The organism is Kitasatospora sp. NPDC033851 (genome assembly GCF_055576085.1).
This window is the reverse complement of the sequence record NZ_JBVIRL010000023.1, coordinates 1-19,195: the sequence shown is the minus strand read 5'-3', so window position 1 is coordinate 19,195 and position 19,195 is coordinate 1. Positions and strand designations below refer to the sequence as shown.

Annotated in this window: 16 protein-coding genes and 1 pseudogene; 7 read left to right on the top strand and 10 right to left on the bottom strand. The window is 70.8% G+C overall.

The window, feature by feature from the left end:
• Positions 1-94 precede the first annotated feature (94 nt).
• Together ACZ51D_RS33100 and ACZ51D_RS33095 are read left to right on the top strand one after the other, a co-directional pair.
• A pseudogene (locus tag ACZ51D_RS33100) lies at positions 95-1,027 on the top strand (IS5 family transposase).
• 966 nt (positions 1,028-1,993) lie between these two features.
• Entirely contained in the window at positions 1,994-2,356 is a 363-nt protein-coding gene (locus tag ACZ51D_RS33095) for a response regulator transcription factor (RefSeq protein ID WP_465664379.1), read from the top strand.
• Positions 2,357-2,577: 221 nt separating this feature from the next.
• On the opposite strand, the gene ACZ51D_RS33090 is transcribed toward ACZ51D_RS33095, so the two are convergent.
• The gene (locus tag ACZ51D_RS33090) at positions 2,578-3,636 is read right to left on the bottom strand and encodes a helix-turn-helix transcriptional regulator (RefSeq protein ID WP_465664378.1); all 1,059 of its coding nucleotides are present in this window, start codon (positions 3,634-3,636) and stop codon (positions 2,578-2,580) included.
• 496 nt (positions 3,637-4,132) lie between these two features.
• Between ACZ51D_RS33090 and ACZ51D_RS33085 the strand changes: the two genes are divergently transcribed.
• A complete protein-coding gene (locus ACZ51D_RS33085; protein ID WP_465664333.1) occupies positions 4,133-5,380 on the top strand; it encodes an FG-GAP repeat domain-containing protein in 1,248 nt (415 codons plus the stop codon).
• 42 nt (positions 5,381-5,422) lie between these two features.
• Positions 5,423-6,961 carry an FG-GAP-like repeat-containing protein gene (locus tag ACZ51D_RS33080; protein ID WP_465664332.1) on the top strand — a complete coding sequence of 513 codons (1,539 nt, stop codon included), beginning with the start codon at positions 5,423-5,425 and terminating at the stop codon, positions 6,959-6,961.
• 695 nt (positions 6,962-7,656) lie between these two features.
• Here the strand turns inward: ACZ51D_RS33080 and ACZ51D_RS33075 are convergent.
• Positions 7,657-8,535: a MurR/RpiR family transcriptional regulator gene (locus ACZ51D_RS33075; protein WP_465664331.1), complete on the bottom strand. Its 879-nt coding sequence runs from the start codon at positions 8,533-8,535 to the stop codon at positions 7,657-7,659.
• A 73-nt stretch (positions 8,536-8,608) separates the two neighbouring features.
• Here ACZ51D_RS33075 and ACZ51D_RS33070 point away from each other — a divergent pair, with 73 nt between their 5' ends.
• Positions 8,609-9,466, top strand: a complete 858-nt coding sequence (locus tag ACZ51D_RS33070) for an EamA family transporter (protein WP_465622433.1) — start codon at positions 8,609-8,611, stop codon at positions 9,464-9,466.
• Between the two features lie 25 nt (positions 9,467-9,491).
• Here ACZ51D_RS33070 and ACZ51D_RS33065 read toward each other — a convergent pair whose 3' ends face one another.
• Complete coding sequence (locus ACZ51D_RS33065) at positions 9,492-10,745, bottom strand: MFS transporter (RefSeq protein WP_465664330.1); 1,254 nt, start codon at positions 10,743-10,745, stop codon at positions 9,492-9,494.
• A 67-nt stretch (positions 10,746-10,812) separates the two neighbouring features.
• Between ACZ51D_RS33065 and ACZ51D_RS33060 the strand changes: the two genes are divergently transcribed.
• Positions 10,813-11,787: an ArsR/SmtB family transcription factor gene (locus ACZ51D_RS33060; RefSeq protein ID WP_465664329.1), complete on the top strand. Its 975-nt coding sequence runs from the start codon at positions 10,813-10,815 to the stop codon at positions 11,785-11,787.
• 172 nt (positions 11,788-11,959) lie between these two features.
• Here the strand turns inward: ACZ51D_RS33060 and ACZ51D_RS33055 are convergent, their stop codons facing one another.
• The 5 genes from ACZ51D_RS33055 to ACZ51D_RS33035 form a co-directional block, all read right to left on the bottom strand.
• The gene (locus tag ACZ51D_RS33055) at positions 11,960-12,730 is read right to left on the bottom strand and encodes an alpha-ketoglutarate-dependent dioxygenase AlkB (RefSeq protein WP_465622581.1); all 771 of its coding nucleotides are present in this window, start codon (positions 12,728-12,730) and stop codon (positions 11,960-11,962) included.
• Entirely contained in the window at positions 12,714-13,943 is a 1,230-nt protein-coding gene (locus ACZ51D_RS33050) for a hypothetical protein (RefSeq protein WP_465664328.1), read from the bottom strand. The genes ACZ51D_RS33055 and ACZ51D_RS33050 overlap by 17 nt, the downstream gene beginning before the upstream one ends.
• 214 nt (positions 13,944-14,157) lie before the next feature.
• Positions 14,158-15,138 carry a zinc-binding dehydrogenase gene (locus ACZ51D_RS33045; protein ID WP_465664327.1) on the bottom strand — a complete coding sequence of 327 codons (981 nt, stop codon included), beginning with the start codon at positions 15,136-15,138 and terminating at the stop codon, positions 14,158-14,160.
• 90 nt (positions 15,139-15,228) lie between these two features.
• Complete coding sequence (locus tag ACZ51D_RS33040; protein WP_465664326.1) at positions 15,229-15,813, bottom strand: TetR/AcrR family transcriptional regulator; 585 nt, start codon at positions 15,811-15,813, stop codon at positions 15,229-15,231.
• 163 nt (positions 15,814-15,976) lie between these two features.
• Positions 15,977-16,528 carry a YceI family protein gene (locus tag ACZ51D_RS33035; RefSeq protein WP_465622440.1) on the bottom strand — a complete coding sequence of 184 codons (552 nt, stop codon included), beginning with the start codon at positions 16,526-16,528 and terminating at the stop codon, positions 15,977-15,979.
• Between the two features lie 274 nt (positions 16,529-16,802).
• Between ACZ51D_RS33035 and ACZ51D_RS33030 the strand changes: the two genes are divergently transcribed.
• Positions 16,803-17,120, top strand: coding sequence for a hypothetical protein (locus tag ACZ51D_RS33030; RefSeq protein WP_465622441.1), 318 nt, complete (start codon positions 16,803-16,805; stop codon positions 17,118-17,120).
• A gap of 177 nt (positions 17,121-17,297) precedes the next feature.
• Here ACZ51D_RS33030 and thpR read toward each other — a convergent pair whose 3' ends face one another.
• Positions 17,298-17,915 (bottom strand): RNA 2',3'-cyclic phosphodiesterase, encoded by a 618-nt coding sequence (gene thpR / locus ACZ51D_RS33025; RefSeq protein ID WP_465664325.1) that lies wholly within the window; start codon positions 17,913-17,915, stop codon positions 17,298-17,300.
• 286 nt (positions 17,916-18,201) lie between these two features.
• On the bottom strand, positions 18,202-18,564 hold the full coding sequence (locus ACZ51D_RS33020; RefSeq protein ID WP_360508977.1) for a hypothetical protein: 363 nt from the start codon (positions 18,562-18,564) through the stop codon (positions 18,202-18,204).
• Between the last annotated feature and the right edge of the window lie 631 nt (positions 18,565-19,195).

Below are 19,195 nucleotides of genomic sequence, written 5' to 3'. Positions count from 1 at the left end.
AATCCACCAACGCCTCGTTGGGCGGAAATTCGTCTCACTTGCCAGGGATGCCCTAGGCCGTGTCCTGCCGATCAGTTGAGTCGTTGATACGACTATGGGGAGTAGGGGTGATCTGACCGATGGTCAGTGGGAGCGGCTTCGACCGCTGCTGCCTGTGAGCAACGGGCGTTGTGGCAGGTGGCGGGACCACCGTCAGGTCATCGACGGCATCGTGTACCGGGCGCGGACTGGCGTGCCGTGGCGCGACCTTCCGGAGCGCTACGGTCCGTGGAAGACGGTCCATGAGCGGCATCGCCGCTGGTCAGCGGATGGGACATGGGAGCGCCTGCTCCAGCGGGTCCAGGCGGAGGCGGATGCCGCTGGCGGGATCGACTGGGACATCTCCGTCGACTCCACCTCGGTCCGCGCGCACCACCACGCGGCCGGAGCCCGCCACGCAGCACCAGTCTTCAAAGGGGGCGCCGCGCACGCGATCCGGAACGCTCAGGTGTGGACGGAACTGTTCAACTGCCTGGTGGCGGTGGTGCGGCCGGCGAGGCCCTCGGACGGTCCCGGGGCGGCCACACCACCAAGCTCCACCTGAGCGCGGAAGGCCGGTGCCGGCTGTTGTCCCTGGTCATCACCCCGGGACAACGCGCCGACTGCACCCAGTTCGAGCCCGTCATGGACAAGATCCGGGTTCCACGCCTGGCGGCCGGCCGTCCACGCACCACGCACCACGCCCGACAGCGTCAGCGCCGATAAGGCGTACAGCAATCGCCGGACCCGCCGCTACCTGCGACGGCGGGCGATCCGACACGTCATCCCCGAGAAGGCGGACCAGGCGGCGAACCGCCGCAAGCGCGGAGGCGCCGGCGGCCGGCCACCCGGATTCGACAAGGAGCGCTACAAGAAGCGCAACGTCGTCGAGCGCGCGATCAACAAGTTGAAGAACTTCCGCGCCGTCGCGACCAGGTACGACAAGCGCGTGTACATCTTTCTCGGCACCGTCACAGTCGCGGCCCTGGTCATCTGGCTCCGCCCATGATCGCGCGGACAGAACCTAGGACAGCAGGCAGAGGAAGCCGGACACACCTGCGGCTGACACCGACGGACGTCACCGCCGGGCCCGTCGACGGCTCGGAGCCGCCCACGAAGGAACGAGCCGCCGAGGCGGACCGGCCGCCTCGGCGACGCCCCCCGAACCGTCCGCGTCCGCCGTTGGGTGGGGCGGCCGACAGTGGACGCAAAGCCAAGCCGTTGGGACTCCACGTCAAGGCGCGGTGACGGCGCTCTGACAGGCTCGGCCGATCCTGCCATCGAAAATCGTCCGCCCCGGAAGGACGGCCGTCCGGCCGCCGGCGCAGCTGCACCACGGGAGACCACATGCTGGAGGCACTCGGCCTGTCGACGACGGCCGTGGCGGTCTACACCGCCATGCTCGACCACCCCTCCGACGACGTGGACCAGCTCGCCGCCCGCTGCGCCCTGACCGCGGTCCAGGTCCACGACAGCCTCGACGAGCTCGGCCGGCTCATACTGGTACGCGCCTCCGCCGACCGCCCCGGACAGATGCGCGCCGTCGACCCCGCCATCGGACTCGCCGACATGGTCGCCCGTCAGGAAGCCGACCTCGCCGCCCGCCAGGCCACCCTCGCCGCCTCCCGCGCCGCCGTCACCCGCATGGTCGCCGACCGCGCCGAACACCGCGCCGCCCACGGCGAACACCTCCTGGGCATGGACGCCATCCACGCCCGCCTCGAACACATGGGCCGCACAGCCGCCTTCGAGGTCCTCGCCGTCCAACCCGGCACCCAGCACCCCGCGGACCTCGACGCCTCACGCCCCGCCGACACCGAAGTCCTCGCCCGCGGCGTCGCCATGCGCACCCTCTACCAGGACGCCACCCGCCACCAGCCCCACACCGCCACCTACGCCCAATGGCTGATCAGCCACGGCGGCGAAGTCCGCACCACCCCCACCGTCCCCCACCGTCCCCACCGTCCCCCACCGCCTGATCATCACCGACCGCACCCAGGCCCTCGTCCCCATCGACCCCACCGACAACCGCAAAGGCGCCCTCCACATCACCGAACCCGGCATCATCACCGCCCTCACCGACCTCTTCGAACAGGCCTGGAACACCGCCGTCCCCCTCGGCGCCACCCGACCGGGCGACCCCGAAACCGGCCTCACCCCCACCGAACGACACCTCCTGCGCCTGCTGGCCACCGGAACCACCGACGACACCGCCGGCCAACGCCTCGGCATCTCCACCCGTACCGTCGGCCGCCACATGCCCTCCATCATGGAACGCCTCGGCGCCACCAGCCGCTTCGAAGCCGGCATCAAAGCCACCCAGAAAGGCTGGCTCTGACCCGCACCACCCGGCCCGCACGCGCGACGTACACACCTCCCCACGCCGGCACGACACCGACCTCCCGCACCCGGTGTCCCAGCCCCCCGGACGCAACACCCCTGGCCTCACACGGCCGATCGGCAGACCCACCAGGACGATCCCCGACGAACACGACAGCCCTCCGCTCCACACCCGACACACCACCTCGGTGACAGCAGCAGGGCGGCCGGACGCGACAGTCAGCGCGTTGCCTCTTCCCCCGTCGCGGCCCTCGGCGGGGGAGCGGGCTCGGACATCGCCCGGTGGCGGTGTTCGCTGGGCGAGATCCCGTGGGCGGCCCTGAACGCACGCGTGAACGCCGAGGCCTGGGCGATGCCGCAGCGTGCGGCGATGACATGGATCGGCACGGCGTGCAGGGCGGGATCCGCGAGGTCGCGGTAGGCCTTCCTCAGACGCTGCCGGCGGATGAACGCCGCCAGGGTCTCACCCTGCGCGTCCTGCGTGAACAGGCGGTGCAGGTGGCTGAGCGAGACATGGTGGGCGGCCGCGATCACCGGGGGCGTCAGGGCAGGGTCGTGGAGGTTGCGCCGGACGAACTCCCGGACGCTGCGCAGCATGGCCCGGTGCCGGGTGTCCTCGGGCAGCGCCGCCTCGGCGTCGAGCTCCCGGGCGATCCAGGCCGCCACCAGGTCGACCACCACCGCTCCCAGCCGGTCGGCCTCGGCCGGCGCGAGAGCCGCCGCCTGCCGGTCCAGGCCGGTCAGGAACTGCGCCAGCAGCGCGCCGGCGCCCTCCCGGGCCGACAGCCCCCGCCCGTGCAGGTCGCGCAGCCTGTCCCGGGAGACGGGCAGCAGCGACGCGGGCAGGTCCAGGCCCAGCCCGTTCACCCGCCCCTGCGCCTCCCCCGCTCCAGGGCCGGGCAGGCCGACGAAGTGCGAGTCGTACGGACGGGAGCTGCTGACCAGGTGCAGATCGCCGGCCCCGAGCGTCCGAACGCCGCCCGTGCGGTGCCCGAGCAACCGGCCGCCGCCTTCCGTCAGCATCGTCAGGTGGTACACCTCCTCGTCGCAGCGCCGGATCATCCGCTCGGTGCGCCTGACCCGGATCGACGGGAACGAGGTCCCCAACAGGACCACCGGGCCCAGCTCCACCCGCCGCACCTGCGCCGTGAAGGTGTCGACGTGGTCGCTGGTCATCTCGGCCGCCCGGGACTGCCCCATCGCATCGCGCCAGAACTCGAAACACTCCGGCCCCGACAGGCCGTCGCCCCTGGACACGCTCTCCACCACGACCGACATCTCCGCCCCCAAGCGGTTCTCTCCCTGCCCACGTGGCAAGGCCGTTCCTGTTCCACAACGCTTTCGGCGGGGTCGTATCAGCGGCCCGGCCGTGAACGGCGGCCGGCGGTCCGGCCACCACGCGCTCCCCACGTATGAACCGTGGCTGCGGGCGGCTTCGGCGGCGCCCTACGACTCGCCTGCGTCCGCCGGCGGACGGGCTGCCGACAGTGGACGCAAAGCCAAGGCGTCGCGACTCTACGCCAAGGCGCAGCGGCAGCGCTCTGCCAGGCTTGGGCCGCGCCACCGGTCACGACCCGGCGCGCCGACCCGCCGTGTCCATGGGGGGAGATCGCCCTGGCGGCCACTTCCGCCGCATTTCGCCCTGCATCCGGGTCATCGACGCGTCGGAACCGGTAATTCTGCTCTACCAGTACGGCCCCAGGGGTGCAAACTGAGAAACGATATTTGCATGCCCCTCTGGGCACCACATTTCTTGAAACGGGGGAAATTTACTATGCGAAAGAGTTTGCGGGCTGTCTTGGTGGCGGTCGGAGCGGTAGCAGCGGCTTTCGGCTCCACCGCGGTGGCGGCTGCCGAGACCACGACCGCCTACGGCGCGCCGTTCACGAGCTTGGGCCCGAACTGTGTCAACAGTGTGGTGATGGGTCGTGATAGCGGGCAGATCTATGCCTACGCCATCATGAAGTGTGATGCGGGCAAGGGGATGCTGACTCCTGACGTCGGCCTTTCGGGAGACAACGGGAACAGCGGCATTGTCGGGAAGGACGCATCGTGCGGCTTTTTCGTTACCTACTGCGAATCACCGAGGGTCTACCTGCCGGAGATCCTCGGTGTCACGTACCGGGCGAGCAGCACCGGCACGATAGACGGCAGCATCGGCTTCCCACCTGAGAATGCGATGGCGCACGCGCAGCTCATCGGTGGCGTCCACAACGCCCGGGCGGGTACGGAGGCGGGGACGGGTCGTGTCCGGTGGGCGGACTTCAACGGGGACGGCAGGGCCGACTACTGGATCATCAATCCTGATGGCTCGGTGCACGTGTACGTGAACACGGGCACAGACGGGCACGGGGGCTGGCAGGACTACGGCCAGATGGCGACCGGCCTGACCACGGATTCCAGCCGGGTGCGGTTCGCGGACATGAACGGCGACGGCAAGGCCGACTACATCCTGGTCAACCCTGACGGTTCGGTGCAGGTCTACCTGAACCAGGACGGGCACGGGAACTGGCAGGACATCGGCCGGGTCGCGACCGGCCTGACCACGGATTCCAGCCGGGTGCGGTTCGCGGACATCGACGGCGACGGCCGCACGGACTACTGCCTGCTGGACGGCAACGGCGGCATCCACGCCTACCTCAACCGCGGTGGCGACAACTCCGGCGGCTGGGTCGACGACGGGCAGATCGCCAGCGGGCTGACCGGCGACCTGAGCCGGATCCGCCTGGCGGACATCAACGGCGACGGCAAGGCCGACTACAACGTCATCAACCCCAACGGCGCCATCGGCACCTACATCAACAACGGCGGAGACGGCCATGGCGGCTGGACCGACTACGGCCAGACAGCCACTGGACTCACCACCAACCAGAACGCCGTAGTCCTCGCAGACATCACCGGCGACGGCCGCGCCGACTACCTCGTCACCAACCCCAATGGCTCCGTCAACGCCTACGCCAACAACGGCGGAGACGGCCACGGCGGCTGGACCGACTACGGCCGCATCGCCGCCGGCGCCTGACGTCCCCTGCCCGCCAAAGTCACGAAGGCCTTCTCGACTCCGATGAAACGCTTCGCACAGGCTGGACTCGCCGCACTGGCGCTCCTCTCCGGCCACCTCCTCACGGCGTCAGCCGCGCACGCGGCAACGCCCACGACCGCCCCTCTCCGGGTGATGCCGCTGGGTGACTCCATCACCGCCGGTGCCGGCAGCTCGACCGGCGCGGGCTACCGCCTTCCGCTGTGGAACGCCATTGCGGCACAGTCCCGGTACACCGTCGACTATGTCGGTTCTCAGAGTTTCGGCAACGTCCCGGATCCGGACAACGACGGCCACAGCGGATACCGCGTCGGCGACATCCGCGCCGGCATCGACGCCTGGCTTTCCGCAGCCACCCCCGACGTCGTTCTGCTGCACATCGGCACCAACGACCTCGACCGCGACCCCGATCCCGACAAGGTGGCGGCCGCGAACCGTGCCGCCGCCGCGTTTACCGACCTGGCCAACCAAATCTTCGCCGACCGGCCCGGCGTTACCGTCCTGGCCCAGGGGCTGATCCCCACCACGGCGAACCTCCAGACCGGTGCCCAGGTCTACAACGCGGACATCAAGGCACTGCAGTACGGGGCACTGTCCGGGCAGAAGTTCCGCTTCCTCGATCCCCCGGCCCTGGGGTCCACCGAGATGAACGACCGCCTACACCCGAACGACGCCGGCTACAGCCGGATAGCCGGTGTCTTCTTCCAGGGGCTGGACCATGCCGTCACCGACGGACTCGCGCACCGCCCCGCCGCACACCAGGCGGGTACGGAGGCGGGGACGGGTCGTGTCCGGTGGGCGGACTTCAACGGGGACGGCAGGGCCGACTACTGGATCATCAATCCTGATGGCTCGGTGCACGTGTACGTGAACACGGGCACAGACGGGCACGGGGGCTGGCAGGACTACGGCCAGATGGCGACCGGCCTGACCACGGATTCCAGCCGGGTGCGGTTCGCGGACATGAACGGCGACGGCAAGGCCGACTACATCCTGGTCAACCCTGACGGTTCGGTGCAGGTCTACCTGAACCAGGACGGGCACGGGAACTGGCAGGACATCGGCCGGGTCGCGACCGGCCTGACCACGGATTCCAGCCGGGTGCGGTTCGCGGACATCGACGGCGACGGCCGCACGGACTACTGCCTGCTGGACGGCAACGGCGGCATCCACGCCTACCTCAACCGCGGTGGCGACAACTCCGGCGGCTGGGTCGACGACGGGCAGATCGCCAGCGGGCTGACCGGCGACCTGAGCCGGATCCGCCTGGCGGACATCAACGGCGACGGCAAGGCCGACTACAACGTCATCAACCCCAACGGCGCCATCGGCACCTACATCAACAACGGCGGAGACGGCCATGGCGGCTGGACCGACTACGGCCAGACAGCCACTGGACTCACCACCAACCAGAACGCCGTAGTCCTCGCAGACATCACCGGCGACGGCCGCGCCGACTACCTCGTCACCAACCCCAATGGCTCCGTCAACGCCTACGCCAACAACGGCGGAGACGGCCACGGCGGCTGGACCGACTACGGCCGCATCGCCGCCGGCGCCTGACACACAACCAGTCGACCACTACCGCCGGGCATCTCCACCCGGCCCGGTGGAGACGACCGAGCCGGGCCCTTACACCCCGCTCGCCCTGAGATGCCTTGGAGGCCCGTACCCCGCAGGGGTACGGGCCTCCAAGGCATCTCGGCCGTCGGAAGCTGCGGCAGTCCCTCCCGCGGCGAATCGCGGGGCGCCTCGCCGCGATGGATGCCACCTTCCTGCGGCCACCAACCGCACTCGCGCCGCCGCACAGCAGCGCCCGCCTGCGTGCAGGCGGCCGCCGCCTGTCCCAGGCCTGTCCCAGGCAGCCCACGCACGGCCGCTAGAGCGCGTTCTGGCGACGAGAGCGGAGGAGGCCGAGGCCCCACCAAACGGTCGCCGCCTCCGCCCAGGCCAACAGGACAACGAGCAGGAGGAACACGCCCCCTCCGACCGCACCTCCAACGCCAAGGGCAACGAGTGGAGCCACCGACGGCAGTGCTATCACCGAAAGGCCGATTGCGGGCAGCGCGTGCGAGGTATCGAGTGGGTCGCTGCCCCAGGGCTCCAGGGCGGTCCAGACGGCCATGGCCGCAACCAGCACTCCGTAACCGACCAGGACACGTCGGCCTGTCTTGCCTGCCCCTCGCTCGTGCACGTGCGATTCACCCCTTTTCCCGGAAGAGCGAGCCTAGCGGCCCACAAGATCGGCCGGACAGGCCCTAGTACACGTAGTCCGCGCAGACGTCCGCGGCAAGCCGCAGGGCCTGCTCCGCGCTCGGTCCGCGCAGCGCCAGCAGGGTCTGGGCGAGCGCGTCCACGGCGGCCAGGTGGGCGAGCCGGCTGGCCGTGGTCTCCAGGCCGAAGACCAGGTCCTGGCCGCCCGCGATCAGGGTGCAGGTCGCCGTCTCGGTGAGCGGCGAGCGGGCGTAGCTAGTGAGCGCCAGCACCTCGGCCCCGGCCGCCCGGGCGCTGCGGGCGGCGGCCACCACGCTGTGGGTGCCACCGGTGTGGCTGACGGCCAGGCAGACGGCGCCCGGTGGGAGTCCGGCGGCCACCAGCTGGGCGGTCATCGAGTCGGCCGGGGCGTCCACCAGCAGGCCGAGCGCGCGCAGTCGGTAGGCGAGGTCGAGCACCACCGCGCCGGACAGCCCGGCGCCGACCAGGAGCACCCGGGGGGCGCCGTTCAGCAGTTCGGCGGCTGCGCGCAGGTCGTCCGGGCCGAGCGTGGCGGTGATGCCCTCCAGGGCCTCCCGGGCGGCGCGCAGGGTGTCGGCGAGCGCCCGGGCGGCCAGGTCGTCGGGGTCCGCGGCCGGCCCCGGGGCGGGGGCGTGAGCGGCGGGGGCGTGCAGGGCGGCGGCGATCTTGAGCTCCTGGAAGCCGCGGAAGCCGAGCCGCTGGCAGGCCCGGACCACCGAGGAGGGGGCCGTCCCGGCCAGCGCCGCGACGTCGCTGACGCTCAGGTGCACCAGGGCGGTGCCCCGGTCCAGCACCACCTGGGCGACCCTCGCCTCCGTGCCGCGCAGCTCGCCGAGCCGGGCCCGGATCTGCGCGGCCAGCTGGGATTCCAGGGGCGTGAAAAATTCGGAACGTTCTTCCATGGATCTAGGGTAGCGTGGAATTCAGTTCCAGGCCCGCCGGAATCCGGCAGGCTGACGGGAGGGGAGCTTCGCCATGTCAGAAATCGGGCCGGCCGTGCCGCTGGTCGTGCTCACGGCCGCCGTGCTGCACGCCGTGTGGAACGGGCTGGCGCACCGGATCCCGGACAAGATGGTCGGCTTCGCGCTGATCAACCTGACCTACACCGCCTGCGCCCTGGTGCTGGTCGCGGTCAACCCGCTGCCGGCCGCCGCGGCCTGGCCGTACCTGCTGGCCTCCACGGTGATCCAGACGATCTCGACGGTCCTGCTGCTGCGGGCGTACCAGCTGGGCGACTTCGGGCAGATGTACCCGATCGCCCGCGGCTCGGCGCCGCTGCTGGTCGCGCTGCTGTCGGTGACGGTGCTCGGCCAGCACCTGGGGGCGGGCGAGCTGGTGGGTGTGGTGGTGATCTCCTGCGGGCTGATCGGGCTGGCCTTCGCCCAGGGCATACCCGGGCGGGCGCAGCTGCCCGCTCTCGCGGCCGCCGCCGGTACCGGGACGATGATCGCCGGCTACACGGTGCTGGACGGCAGCGGCGTCCGGCACGCCGGCACCGTCGGCGGTTACGTGGCCTGGCTGTTCCTGCTCCAGGGGCCGACGCTCGTCGCGGTCGTCTGGGCCCGGCGCGGCCGCACCCTGCTCACCGGGGTGCGCAAGGTGCTGCCGGTCGGGATCCTCGGCGGGGTGCTGTCGCTGACGGCGTACGGCCTGGTGGTCTGGGCGCAGTCCCGGGGCAACCTGGCGGCGGTGGCGGCGCTTCGCGAGACCAGCATCGTGATCGCCGCGCTGATCGCCACCGTGGTGTTCCGCGAGCGCCTCGGACGGCTGCGGCTGACGGCCGCGCTCACCGTCCTCGGCGGGATCGCCGTCCTGGAGCTCGCCCGGGCGTGAGCTTTCGCCCGCGGACAACGGCCCGTCAGGCGGTGCGTTCCAGCCGTACCAGGGCTGGCACCGCGGCGATGCTCAGGAGCAGCAGGAACAGCCAGGGCAGGACGGCGGCCCGGGTGAGCAGCAGGGTGAGCAGTCCGGGGGCGACGGCCTGGCCGACGTTCCAGGAGAGTTGGTAGAGGGCGAGGTAGCGGCCGCGCCGGTGCGGGTCGGCGAGGGAGACGCTGAGGTCCTCGCGGAAGGGGGTGGCGACGGTCTCGGCGAGGTTGTAGACGGCCATGGCGGTGAACAGGCCGCCGAGGACGGCCCAGCCGGGGGCGGCGGCGACGAGGGCGAACAGGGCGAAGGCGAGTGCGTTGAGCAGGGCGCCGGCGGCGACGACCCGGGTGGGGCGGAAGCGTTCGAGCCGGCGGGCGACGGCGCTCTGGGTGAGCACCACCTGGACGCCGTTGAGGACGAGCAGGGCGCCGGCCGTCCAGGCGTCGCGGTGCAGGCCCTCGGTGAGGTAGACGGCGAGCAGCATGCTCAGGATCATCGAGGCGAAGACGAAGGTCAGGTTGATCGCGATCAGCAGCAGATAGCGCCGGTCGCGCAGCACCGCCCGGTAGCCGCCGGGGCCGTCGGGGGTGACGGGGCCGCCGGCGGGTGCCTCGGTCCGGGTCCGCGCCGCGTCAGCCGTCTCCGCGGGCCGCCAGGTGCCCAGCAGGGCCGCGGCGAGGGCGTAGCTGACCGCGTTGAGGGCGACGAGCAGCCGCAGCGCCCCGCTGCCGCCCCCGGCCGCCAGGACGGCGGCGAGCGCCCCGCCGAGGCCGAGCCCGGCGTTGCGCAGGGTCTGCACGAGGGCGAACCAGCGCGGCCGCTCCCCCTCGTCGGCGGCGAGGACGACCAGCCCGGTGCTGCTGGTCCAGTAGGCGGCCTGGCCGATCTGGGCGAGCAGGCAGACCAGCACGATCTGCCAGGCCTGGTGGGCGAGCAGGAAGCCGCCGTAGGCGAGCGCGGAGAGCGCGTTGCCGGCGGTGGCGACGGGCCGGGCGCCGTAGCGGTCGAGCAGCGGGCCGACGGCGACGGCGGTGGGCAGGGCGAGCAGGCGAGCGGCGGAGACGGCGGCGCCGACGGCGGCGACGGACAGGCCGGTGGTGTCGGCGAAGTAGACGAGGGTGAAGGCGAGGATCAGCCCGGTGCCGAGGCTGTCGACGACGTGGGCGCCGATCAGGCGGGCGTGTCCGGTGGTGGCGGGGAGGCCGAGGCGGTCACGCAGCAGGGGCGGGGTGGCGGTGGTCATGGTCCGAGGCTGCCTGGGATGATCATCGCCGCCCATTGATTCCATCAGGATCGAATGCTCACCGGAGGTGCCCGTGTTGACCTGGGAGTTCTCGGCGCAGGACCTGGCCCGGACGCGCTTCGCCCGGTCCCCGCTGAGCGAGGTCACGACGAGCGTCGAGGTGCTCAAGGATCCGGGCCGGCAGGCCGCGCACCTGCCCTGGGTGCGGCAGGCGCGGAAGCGGCTGGAGGGGGTGGGCTGGGAGCTGCTGTCGGCGCTGGTCCGGCTGCCGACGGTGTACGTGGTGGACTTCCTGACGCCGGTCCCGGAGGGCCCGGACCTGACGATCGGGCAGCAGACGGCCGCGCTGGCCGCGACCGATCCGGCCGTGGTGCGCCGGGACATCGCCCGGATCCAGGGCGAACTCCACCCGCTGGTGGCTGGGTTGGCGCACGATCCGGAGGCCGGACTGGCCCGGCTCGCGGCCGAGGTGAGGGCGTACTGGGAGGCCGCGATCGCCCCGCACTGGCCGCGGATGCTGCGGCTGACCGAGGGCGAGATCCTGCGGCGTGCCCGGCAGATGTCGGCGGGCGGGCCGGCGGAGCTCTTCGCCGACCTGCACCCGTTGGTGTCCTGGGAGCGCGACACCCTGCGGATCGGCCACTCCCGGGTCGAGGTGCACCGCCGTCTGGACGGCGAACGCGGCCTGGTCCTGGTGCCGACGGTCTTCGCCTGGCCGGGGGTGTTCTCGCAGCAGAACCCGCCGTGGCAGCCGGGCCTGGTCTATCCGCCGCGCGGGGTGGCCACGCTGTGGGAGGCGGCCGCCACGCCGGTGCCGGAGGGCCTGGCCCGGGTGCTCGGCCGCACCCGCGCCCTGCTGCTGGCCGAGCTGGACTCCCCCGCCTCCACCACCGAACTCGCCGCCCGCACCGACCTGTCCGCCCCGAACGTGTCCCACCATCTGAGCGCCCTGCACGACGCGGGCCTCCTCGCCCGCCACCGCACCGGCCGCACGGTCCTGTACCTGCGCACCGAGGCGGCGGAGCTCCTGCTGGGGCCGTGACCGGCTGCGCGAACGGCCTTTCGCCTTGGACCCGTTGGACCCGTTGGACCCGTTGGACCCCGCCCCCTGCCGGGGTCGGCCCCGCCCTGACGGAGCGTCAATTCGGAGCGGAAGCCGGGACGAGGGCCGCACCGTGCCGCCGACAACGAGGGTTGTTCACAAGAGCACAGGGTCAGACGGGCGGCATCAGATCGCTCTCGCTGATGGTGTACGTCAGCGGGGGATAAACGAAGTCCGTTTCGGTGTTCTCACGGCGCCGTAGTCGGTAGAATTCGCGCCTCTGCTCCTCGTCGGCCGACATGAGGCGCACACCCTGTGGGAGGTATGCGTGTCCGTCGCGAAACCGAACGAAGGTCTTCGACGTTCGAAAGGTTACACCCAGCCACTGGTTGTCCGCCGCGTGGGCGGGCGCGTCCAATACGATTCTATGCCTGAGCCGCCGATTCAAGTCGACGGAAAACGCGACGATACTGTTGTGGGCGAGGGGGATCTCGAACTTCTCGCCATCGGACCCCTTCGATTCGAAGACCAGCTTCCTCGGCGGGCCCGCTTCGGGACGCCGGTAGCAGGAGAAGACGGCGATAAACGACTCGTCGGCCAGATCGAGGGCCTGGTCGGAATGGCTGCCCATGGTCGTGTAGGCGTTCGTGTAGCTCTCGATGAGAGCGTTGTTGAAGCCGACCGAAAGTGCCGCGCGTTCCCGGATCCGTTGCGCCAGCTGCTCATGCACTGCCAGAAAACGCTGCGTCGGACTGCCGTACCGAGTGGTCGTCCGTACGAGAGGAACACCGCCCGCCTCGTCGATCTTGGCGAGTACGGCGCCCCTCCGGCCTTTTCCTACGTCTTCCAGACGAGCCGACGCGGACAGTTCCGCAAAGAGATTGTCCTCGGCCGGCAAAGCGCACGAGAGGATCTCGTCCGAGATCCTAGACCTGGGGGGCAACATAGTCTCCCGTGTTCATACTGAAGAGGAATTCGTCGCCGTAGTCGATGAAGGACGAGGTCCTGTTCTCCTCGGCGTACAGCCTGCGCAGCTCTGCCATTCCCGCCGGTGTGGGTGGGCCCAGCTGCACCAGATCCCCGGCCACTTTGAGGAACGTGTGGCCGTTCTTGTGAACGGCTTCGGCGCTCGAACAGCGCACCACGTACCCCAGGCGGGTCGGGAGCAGCTCGGCGTCCAACGCCGAGGGCCGGATTTCATGCGTGTACAGGCGATTGGTGGACAGCGGCATGAAGAACACGGAGCCGGGATAGAGGGTCAGGGTGAACTGCGGGGGGAGCGCGACCCCGTCGCGGCCTTCGGTCGGCTCCTTGAGGCGGAAGTGGAGTTTGGTCAGCCCGCTGGCGCCCTTCACCCCGTGGTCGAAGACGTCTTCGGCCAGGGGCTGCAGCTTGTCGAGCCCGTCATAGAAGGTGCAGAAGGCCATGATGCCGTTGTCGGGCATGTCCTTGGTCTTGTCGGCATGCGCCGAGATCTTGGCCTTGGACTGCTTGCGCTCGGCCGTGGCAAGGGTGTTGTGGTAGATCTGAGCGAGGACGTGATTCAGCGGCGCCTGCCCCCGGAAGACGGCGGCGGCCTCGCGGTTCAGAGCCTCGACGATGTGCGTGTCGGTCGGGCGGAAGCCCTCGGTCGGCCCCGAGAGATTCGTGGAGCACCGGAGCAGGCGGAAATGCAGTTCGTCGCCGTTCCGTGTGACGGGCGTCAGATAGATTCCGCTGCGATGGGCCGTTCCGGGCTTCGTGGACTCCGTCAGGGACTGGAACGCGTGCTCCGCACGGATCCGTCCGAAGTGATCGGCGCCGAGTCCGAAAAAGCGGCGGTAGTACACGCCGACGCCGTGTACGCGGACGGGGACCCGGCCGAGGTCGACGAAGGTCCAAGGTTCGTCGAGGCCCTCGCGGTAGCCGTGCGACAGCTCCCGGATGACGAACACCCGGGCAGCCGCACGCAGTCGGCGGCCGCTGATCCCGGATATGTCGCCACACAGGTAGACGGTCTTCTGCGCGAGGTCGGGCGAACCGGAAGCAAGGTCCTCCGGCGTGATTGTGGACCCGAAGAATTCCCCGACCACGTCATGATCCTGCAACGCCGAAGGCGCAACCAGGATGTTGCTCGCATCCTCGATGCGGGCTTCTACCGGCCCTGCCGTGTACATCAAACCGTACCTGCCATTCGCAGATCTTGGTGGATTGCTCAAAATCGTGGACATGGCAACGGCCCGCACTCTTTCATTTGCGCGGCAAGGCGTAAACGGAAGGAGACGGACCATTGAACCTTGATGCTCTCACGGGGGCTCGACAGCGGGCAACGGGTTCTGCCACCCACCCAGCCGGCCGGCCAACGATGCGATGCGGTGCGGTGCGGTGCGGTCAGTCGACGGTGACGGTCATCTTGCCGAGGGCCTGACCGCTCTCCATCACGCGGTGGGCCTCGACGATCTCCTCGAAGCGGAAGGTCCGGGTCGGGCGGCCGCGCAGGGCACCCGTCTCGACCTTGGCGTAGATGGCGTCGAACGGTATGTCGGAGAGCGGGAATTCGGGGCTGCCGAGGACGAAGGCGCTGCCGAAGAAGCTGAGCCGGACGCCGCTGGGAAGGTCGGCGATGGGGTCGAAGTCGGCTACCGGTGCGAAGCCACCGAGGAAGCCGACCTGGCAGACCCGTCCGCGGGGTCGGACGCTGGCGAGCGAGTCGCGCAGGACGCTGTTGCCGACGACGTCGAGGACGGCGTCCACGAGGATGCCGCGGTCCCGGACCCGGGTGCTCAGGCGGCCGTCGTCGATGAGTACGTCTTCGGCTCCGAGGTCCCTGAGCAGGGGGGCGTGGGCGGGGTTGCGGGTGGTGGCGAGGACGCGGGCGCCGTGGTCGACGGCGAGGTCGACGGCGGCCTGGCCGAGCGAGGAGGTGGCGCCGCGGACCAGGACCGTCTCGTCGGGGCGCAGTTCCAGGGTGCCGAACAGGGCGCTCCAGGCGGTCGCGTAGACCTCGGGGACGGCTGCCAGGTCGGCCCAGCCGAGGGTGGAGCGGACCGGTACCACGTTGGTCGCGGGTACGGTGACGAGCTCCGCGTAGCTGCCGTTGCGGGTGCGGCCCATGCCGCCGAGGATCGCCACGACCGTGGTGCCGGTGGGGAGTTCGCCGGACGGGTCGGATTCGACGGTTCCGGCGCACTCGATCCCGGTGACGGGCGCGACCTCGCCCCAGGCGCCCGCGCGCATGTACGCCTCGGCGTGGTTGAGGCCGATGGCCTTGACGCGGATCAGCACCTCGCCGGCGGCGGGCACGGGGTCGGGCAGTTCGGTGACGGCGAGGACCTCGGGGCCGCCGTAGGCGGAGATGGTGATGGCCTTCATGATCGCTTCCTGTTCTTGAATGGTGATTCAACTATCGGGCCGAAAGAAGGGCCACCCTGTCCGGTGGCCCTTGTCCGCTCCGCCCGCCCCTCAGACGAGGGCGGCGAAGGCGTTGTCCGTGATGGCCCGCAGCAGCGCCTCGTCCGGGTTGGCCTTGCCGACGACCATCAACCCCTGGCACGTCGCGACCAGCAGCTTGGCACTGCCGGCCGGGTCCACCGCTTCGCGGACCTCCCCGCGACGGCGGGCGTTCTCCAGCGCCGTGGTCATGCAGCGCTCCAGTCGGGCCAGGTGACCGCGGACGACGGCCGCGGCCTCGTCGTCCTCGGCTGCGTCCTCGATCGCGGTGTTCACCAGGAGGCACCCCTGCCGCCCCTCCGGGCTGAGCAGGTCCCGCACCAGTCCGTCGAAGTAGCCCCGCAGCTCCGCCAGGCCCGCGCCGGCCGCCTCCAGCTCGCCGAGCTTCTGCGGCACGACCAACCGGGAGTAGCGCTCCAGCGACTTCAGGAACAGTGCCCGCTTGCCACCGGGGAAGACGCTGTAGATGCTGCCCGGCTTCACGCCGGTCGCCTTCACCAGGTCCTCGATCGAGGTGGCCCGGTAGCCGCGCTTCCAGAAGCGCAGCATGGCTCCGTTCAGTACGGCGTCGGGTTCGAACTCGCGAGGCCTGGGCATGGGACGAAGATACATGAATGCTCATTCAAGAACAATGCCGTCACTGCGCCGAACCTGCGGGACCGGGCGGCCGGGCCGGCACGGGGCCGTCCGCACGACCCGGCCGCCGGGCAGCATGCGCTCGCTGGTCCGCTCGGTGGTCCGGTCCGCGGGCCGGTCGTTGCTAACCCTTCTTGATCGCGGAGATGTCGAACTCCAGGACGATCTTGTCGCCGACCAGCACGCCGCCGCCTTCCAAAGCCGCGTTCCAGGTCACGCCGAACTCCTTGCGGGAGATGGTCACCGATCCCTCCAGCCCGACCCGCAGGTCGCCGGAGGGGTCGACGACGTTGCCGGTGTACTCGAAGTCGATGGTGACCGGGCGGGTGGTGTCCTTGATGGTCAGATCACCGGTGACGCGGTACTCGGTATCGGAGCGCGGCTCGACCGAGGTGCTGCGGAAGGTGATGTCGGGGAAGTTGGGAGCGTCCAGGAAGTCGTTGGTGCGCAGATGCTGGTCGCGCTGTTCGACGCCGGTGTCGATGCTCTCCGCCTTGATCACGACCTCGGCAGTGGAGCGGGCCGGCGCGGTGCCGTCCAGGTGGGCGGTGCCCTCGAACCGGTGGAACGCGCCGCGGACCTTGGTCACCATCGCGTGACGGGCGACGAAGCCGATCCGGGTGTGGGCGGGGTCGAGGACGTAGTCCCCGGTGAGCTCAGAGATTGTGGCAGTCACAGTGAGGTGCCTCCGAAAGACCAGGATCGCGGCGCCGGTACGGCCGGATCGTTCCGGGCCCACGCTAGGGCGCGCCGATTCCCCCGTCGGCCGGACGCACCGAGGGGCCCGCGCAATGCACTCCGGCCGGCGAACACGGGCCACCGGCCGGCCGCTGCCCGCCTTCCTCGCACAGGGTCCCGGCCTCCGGTGCGCAGGGCTGCGGCGACGCCGCCGTCCATCCGGATGCCACCGTACGGGTGCGGCCCGCCGCATCCGCGGCCACCGTAGGGAGATGGACATCGTCGTCGTGCTGGAAATGAATACGCCGACCAACGTTCGGGCCCTTCAGCCCGACCGCACACCGGCAGACCCCGAGAACGCCGTGCGCCGCGCGCACCAGGCCCCCGCGGAACCCTCCGGCGCCTGCAGCCCCCTCACCTTCTGCGGCCTGGCCACCTCCGACATGACCATCGCCCCGTACCCGCCCAGCCGGCCGGGCCGGTACACCTGCACCACCTGCAGCACGTGCCAGAGCGCCGCAGCCGGCAGCCCGCTCGTCCCCGGGGCCGTCGGGGCTCCGTTCGCGCCCTCCCCGAGCCGCATCCCCTGAAACCCCGCCAGGGCGTGAACCCCGCCAGGGCGTGAACACCGCCGGGGCGCTCGTCGGCAGTCCGGCGCCGTCGACGAGCCGGTGGTGGCGGGCCGGTGGTGGCGGGCCGGAGCAGCCGGGCAGGGTTCCGTCGCCCCCTGCCCGTCACCTTCCGCCCAGCGGGCGCCCGCCTGCCGGCTACGGCTCGGTGGGAGCGCCGTCGCCTCCGGTCCGGACGGCGGCGGCGAATCGCCACGCCTCGATGTCGCGATAGCGGATCGGCCCGGGGCCGCGGCCGATGTTGCTGCCGACCAGGTGAAGTCGCTCGGTCCGCCACGGCCGGCCCACGAACCCGGTGAGCCCGGCCGCGGCCAGCGGCACACTGGTGGAATCGTCGCGACGGGACCGTGCCAGGGTCAGGTGGGGCCGCAGCGGGCGGTCCCTGAACTCGATCCCGCAGGACCTGACCAGCTCCCGGACGTCGGTGGCGAGCAGGTGCAGTCCCTCCAGGTCCCCGTCGATCCCGCTCCACAGCAGTCGCTCGTCGAAGTGGCCGCCCCCGCGCAGGCCCAGCTGCAGGGCGGGGCGCGACGCGGCCGAACCGGCCAGCACCGACCGCAGCAACGGCAGGGCCGTGGAGGGCAGTTCACCGAGGAAGGCCAAGGTGATGTGCCAGTCCTCGATCCGGTTCCACCGCAGCCGCGGGTACCTGGCGTAGGCGGGCTGCAAGGCACGGGCCAGTTCGTCCTTGGCGTCGTCGGGCGGCGCCAGTGCCACGAAGACGCGCAGGGTCGAGGGCTCGGGGGAATCGTCCACGAGGGGGGAGGTTAGCCGAGGCCAGGTCGCCTGCGCCCACCGGTGTGCGGACCACCGACCGGGGCCCAGGCCGCCCCGGCACGGCCGCCCCGGCACGGCCGCGCCGGCCGAAACGCACCCGCCCGCCCGACGGGTCGGCGGGCGGGCAGGCGGGCAGGCGGGGCCTCGCCGTGTGGGGTACCGCTGCGGATCAGCAGCACCCGGTGAGTGCCTGGCGGCGCGACACCTCGACGGTCGGCGCCGCCGGCCGGGGCCCGCCGGCCGGGGCGGTGGCGTCAGAGCCGGGTCAGCACGAACCGCCGTTGCTGATCATGATCCCGGTGATGGTGCCTCCTCCACCGAGGTTGCCGTTCGGCGGGACGCAGAAGACGAAGCCGTCGGACCGCTGGATGTGGGTGTAGTCCTGGTTCCGGGTGTTGACGACCCACCAGACGTCCCCGTGGTTGGTGTTCTGGAAGTAGTCGGTGACGTCCTTGAACTCCGCGACGATCGGGTAGGACGAGCCTCCGCCGCCGTAGATGCACACGTACGGGTACGGGCATCCGTACTGGCTGTTGGCCTCGGCGCTCGTGGCCCCGACCATTGACATGGCGAGCGCGGAGGCGGCGACGACGCCGGTCGCTGCCAGCTTCTTGAGTACGTTTCGCATGGTTTTCCTCTTCTTCTCCATGGGCGTCCGTCCGCCGCGTCGGCGCAAGGGATCCCCCGGGTGATGGCGGTGCTGCCGCGCACCGTGAGCGCCGCCGTGCTTGATGTGCAGGCGTGCTTGATGTGCAGGCGTGTCGGGCGATGCATGATGCCCGTCCCGCGTGCGGGGGTTCGCCGTCGTCGGGCGTCGCCCGCGGGTCTGAAGTGACACATGCGGCCAGGGGGTGCGGCACCCACTCTGTCGGGCGGCGCACGACGGCGGCAACCTTGATCCGCTGTCTCAACGTCTCAGTTGTTCACACGCCACTGACCTGCGGGTTGAGACGTCTCACGAATCCGGACAGGCCATGGCGACGGGACCTGCGGGAGCTCCCTTCCCCGTGGGACGGTGACGGATCGTCACGGACGGACGCCCACCCTCTGCACCGGCCCCCGGTGCGGGCGGCCGGTGTCGGGCCCGGTCCGCGCCGGCCGTCGCCGAGCTGCCTTGGTCGGCCCGGGGCGGGAGTGGTCAGGTCAGGTCAGGTCAGGTCAGGTCAGGTCAGACACCCCATGTCGTTGGGTGTCAAGCGGCAATGGGTTGGGCGTGGTGTGACCAGGCGGTCGCCTCGTCGTAGAGGGTGCGGGTCTTG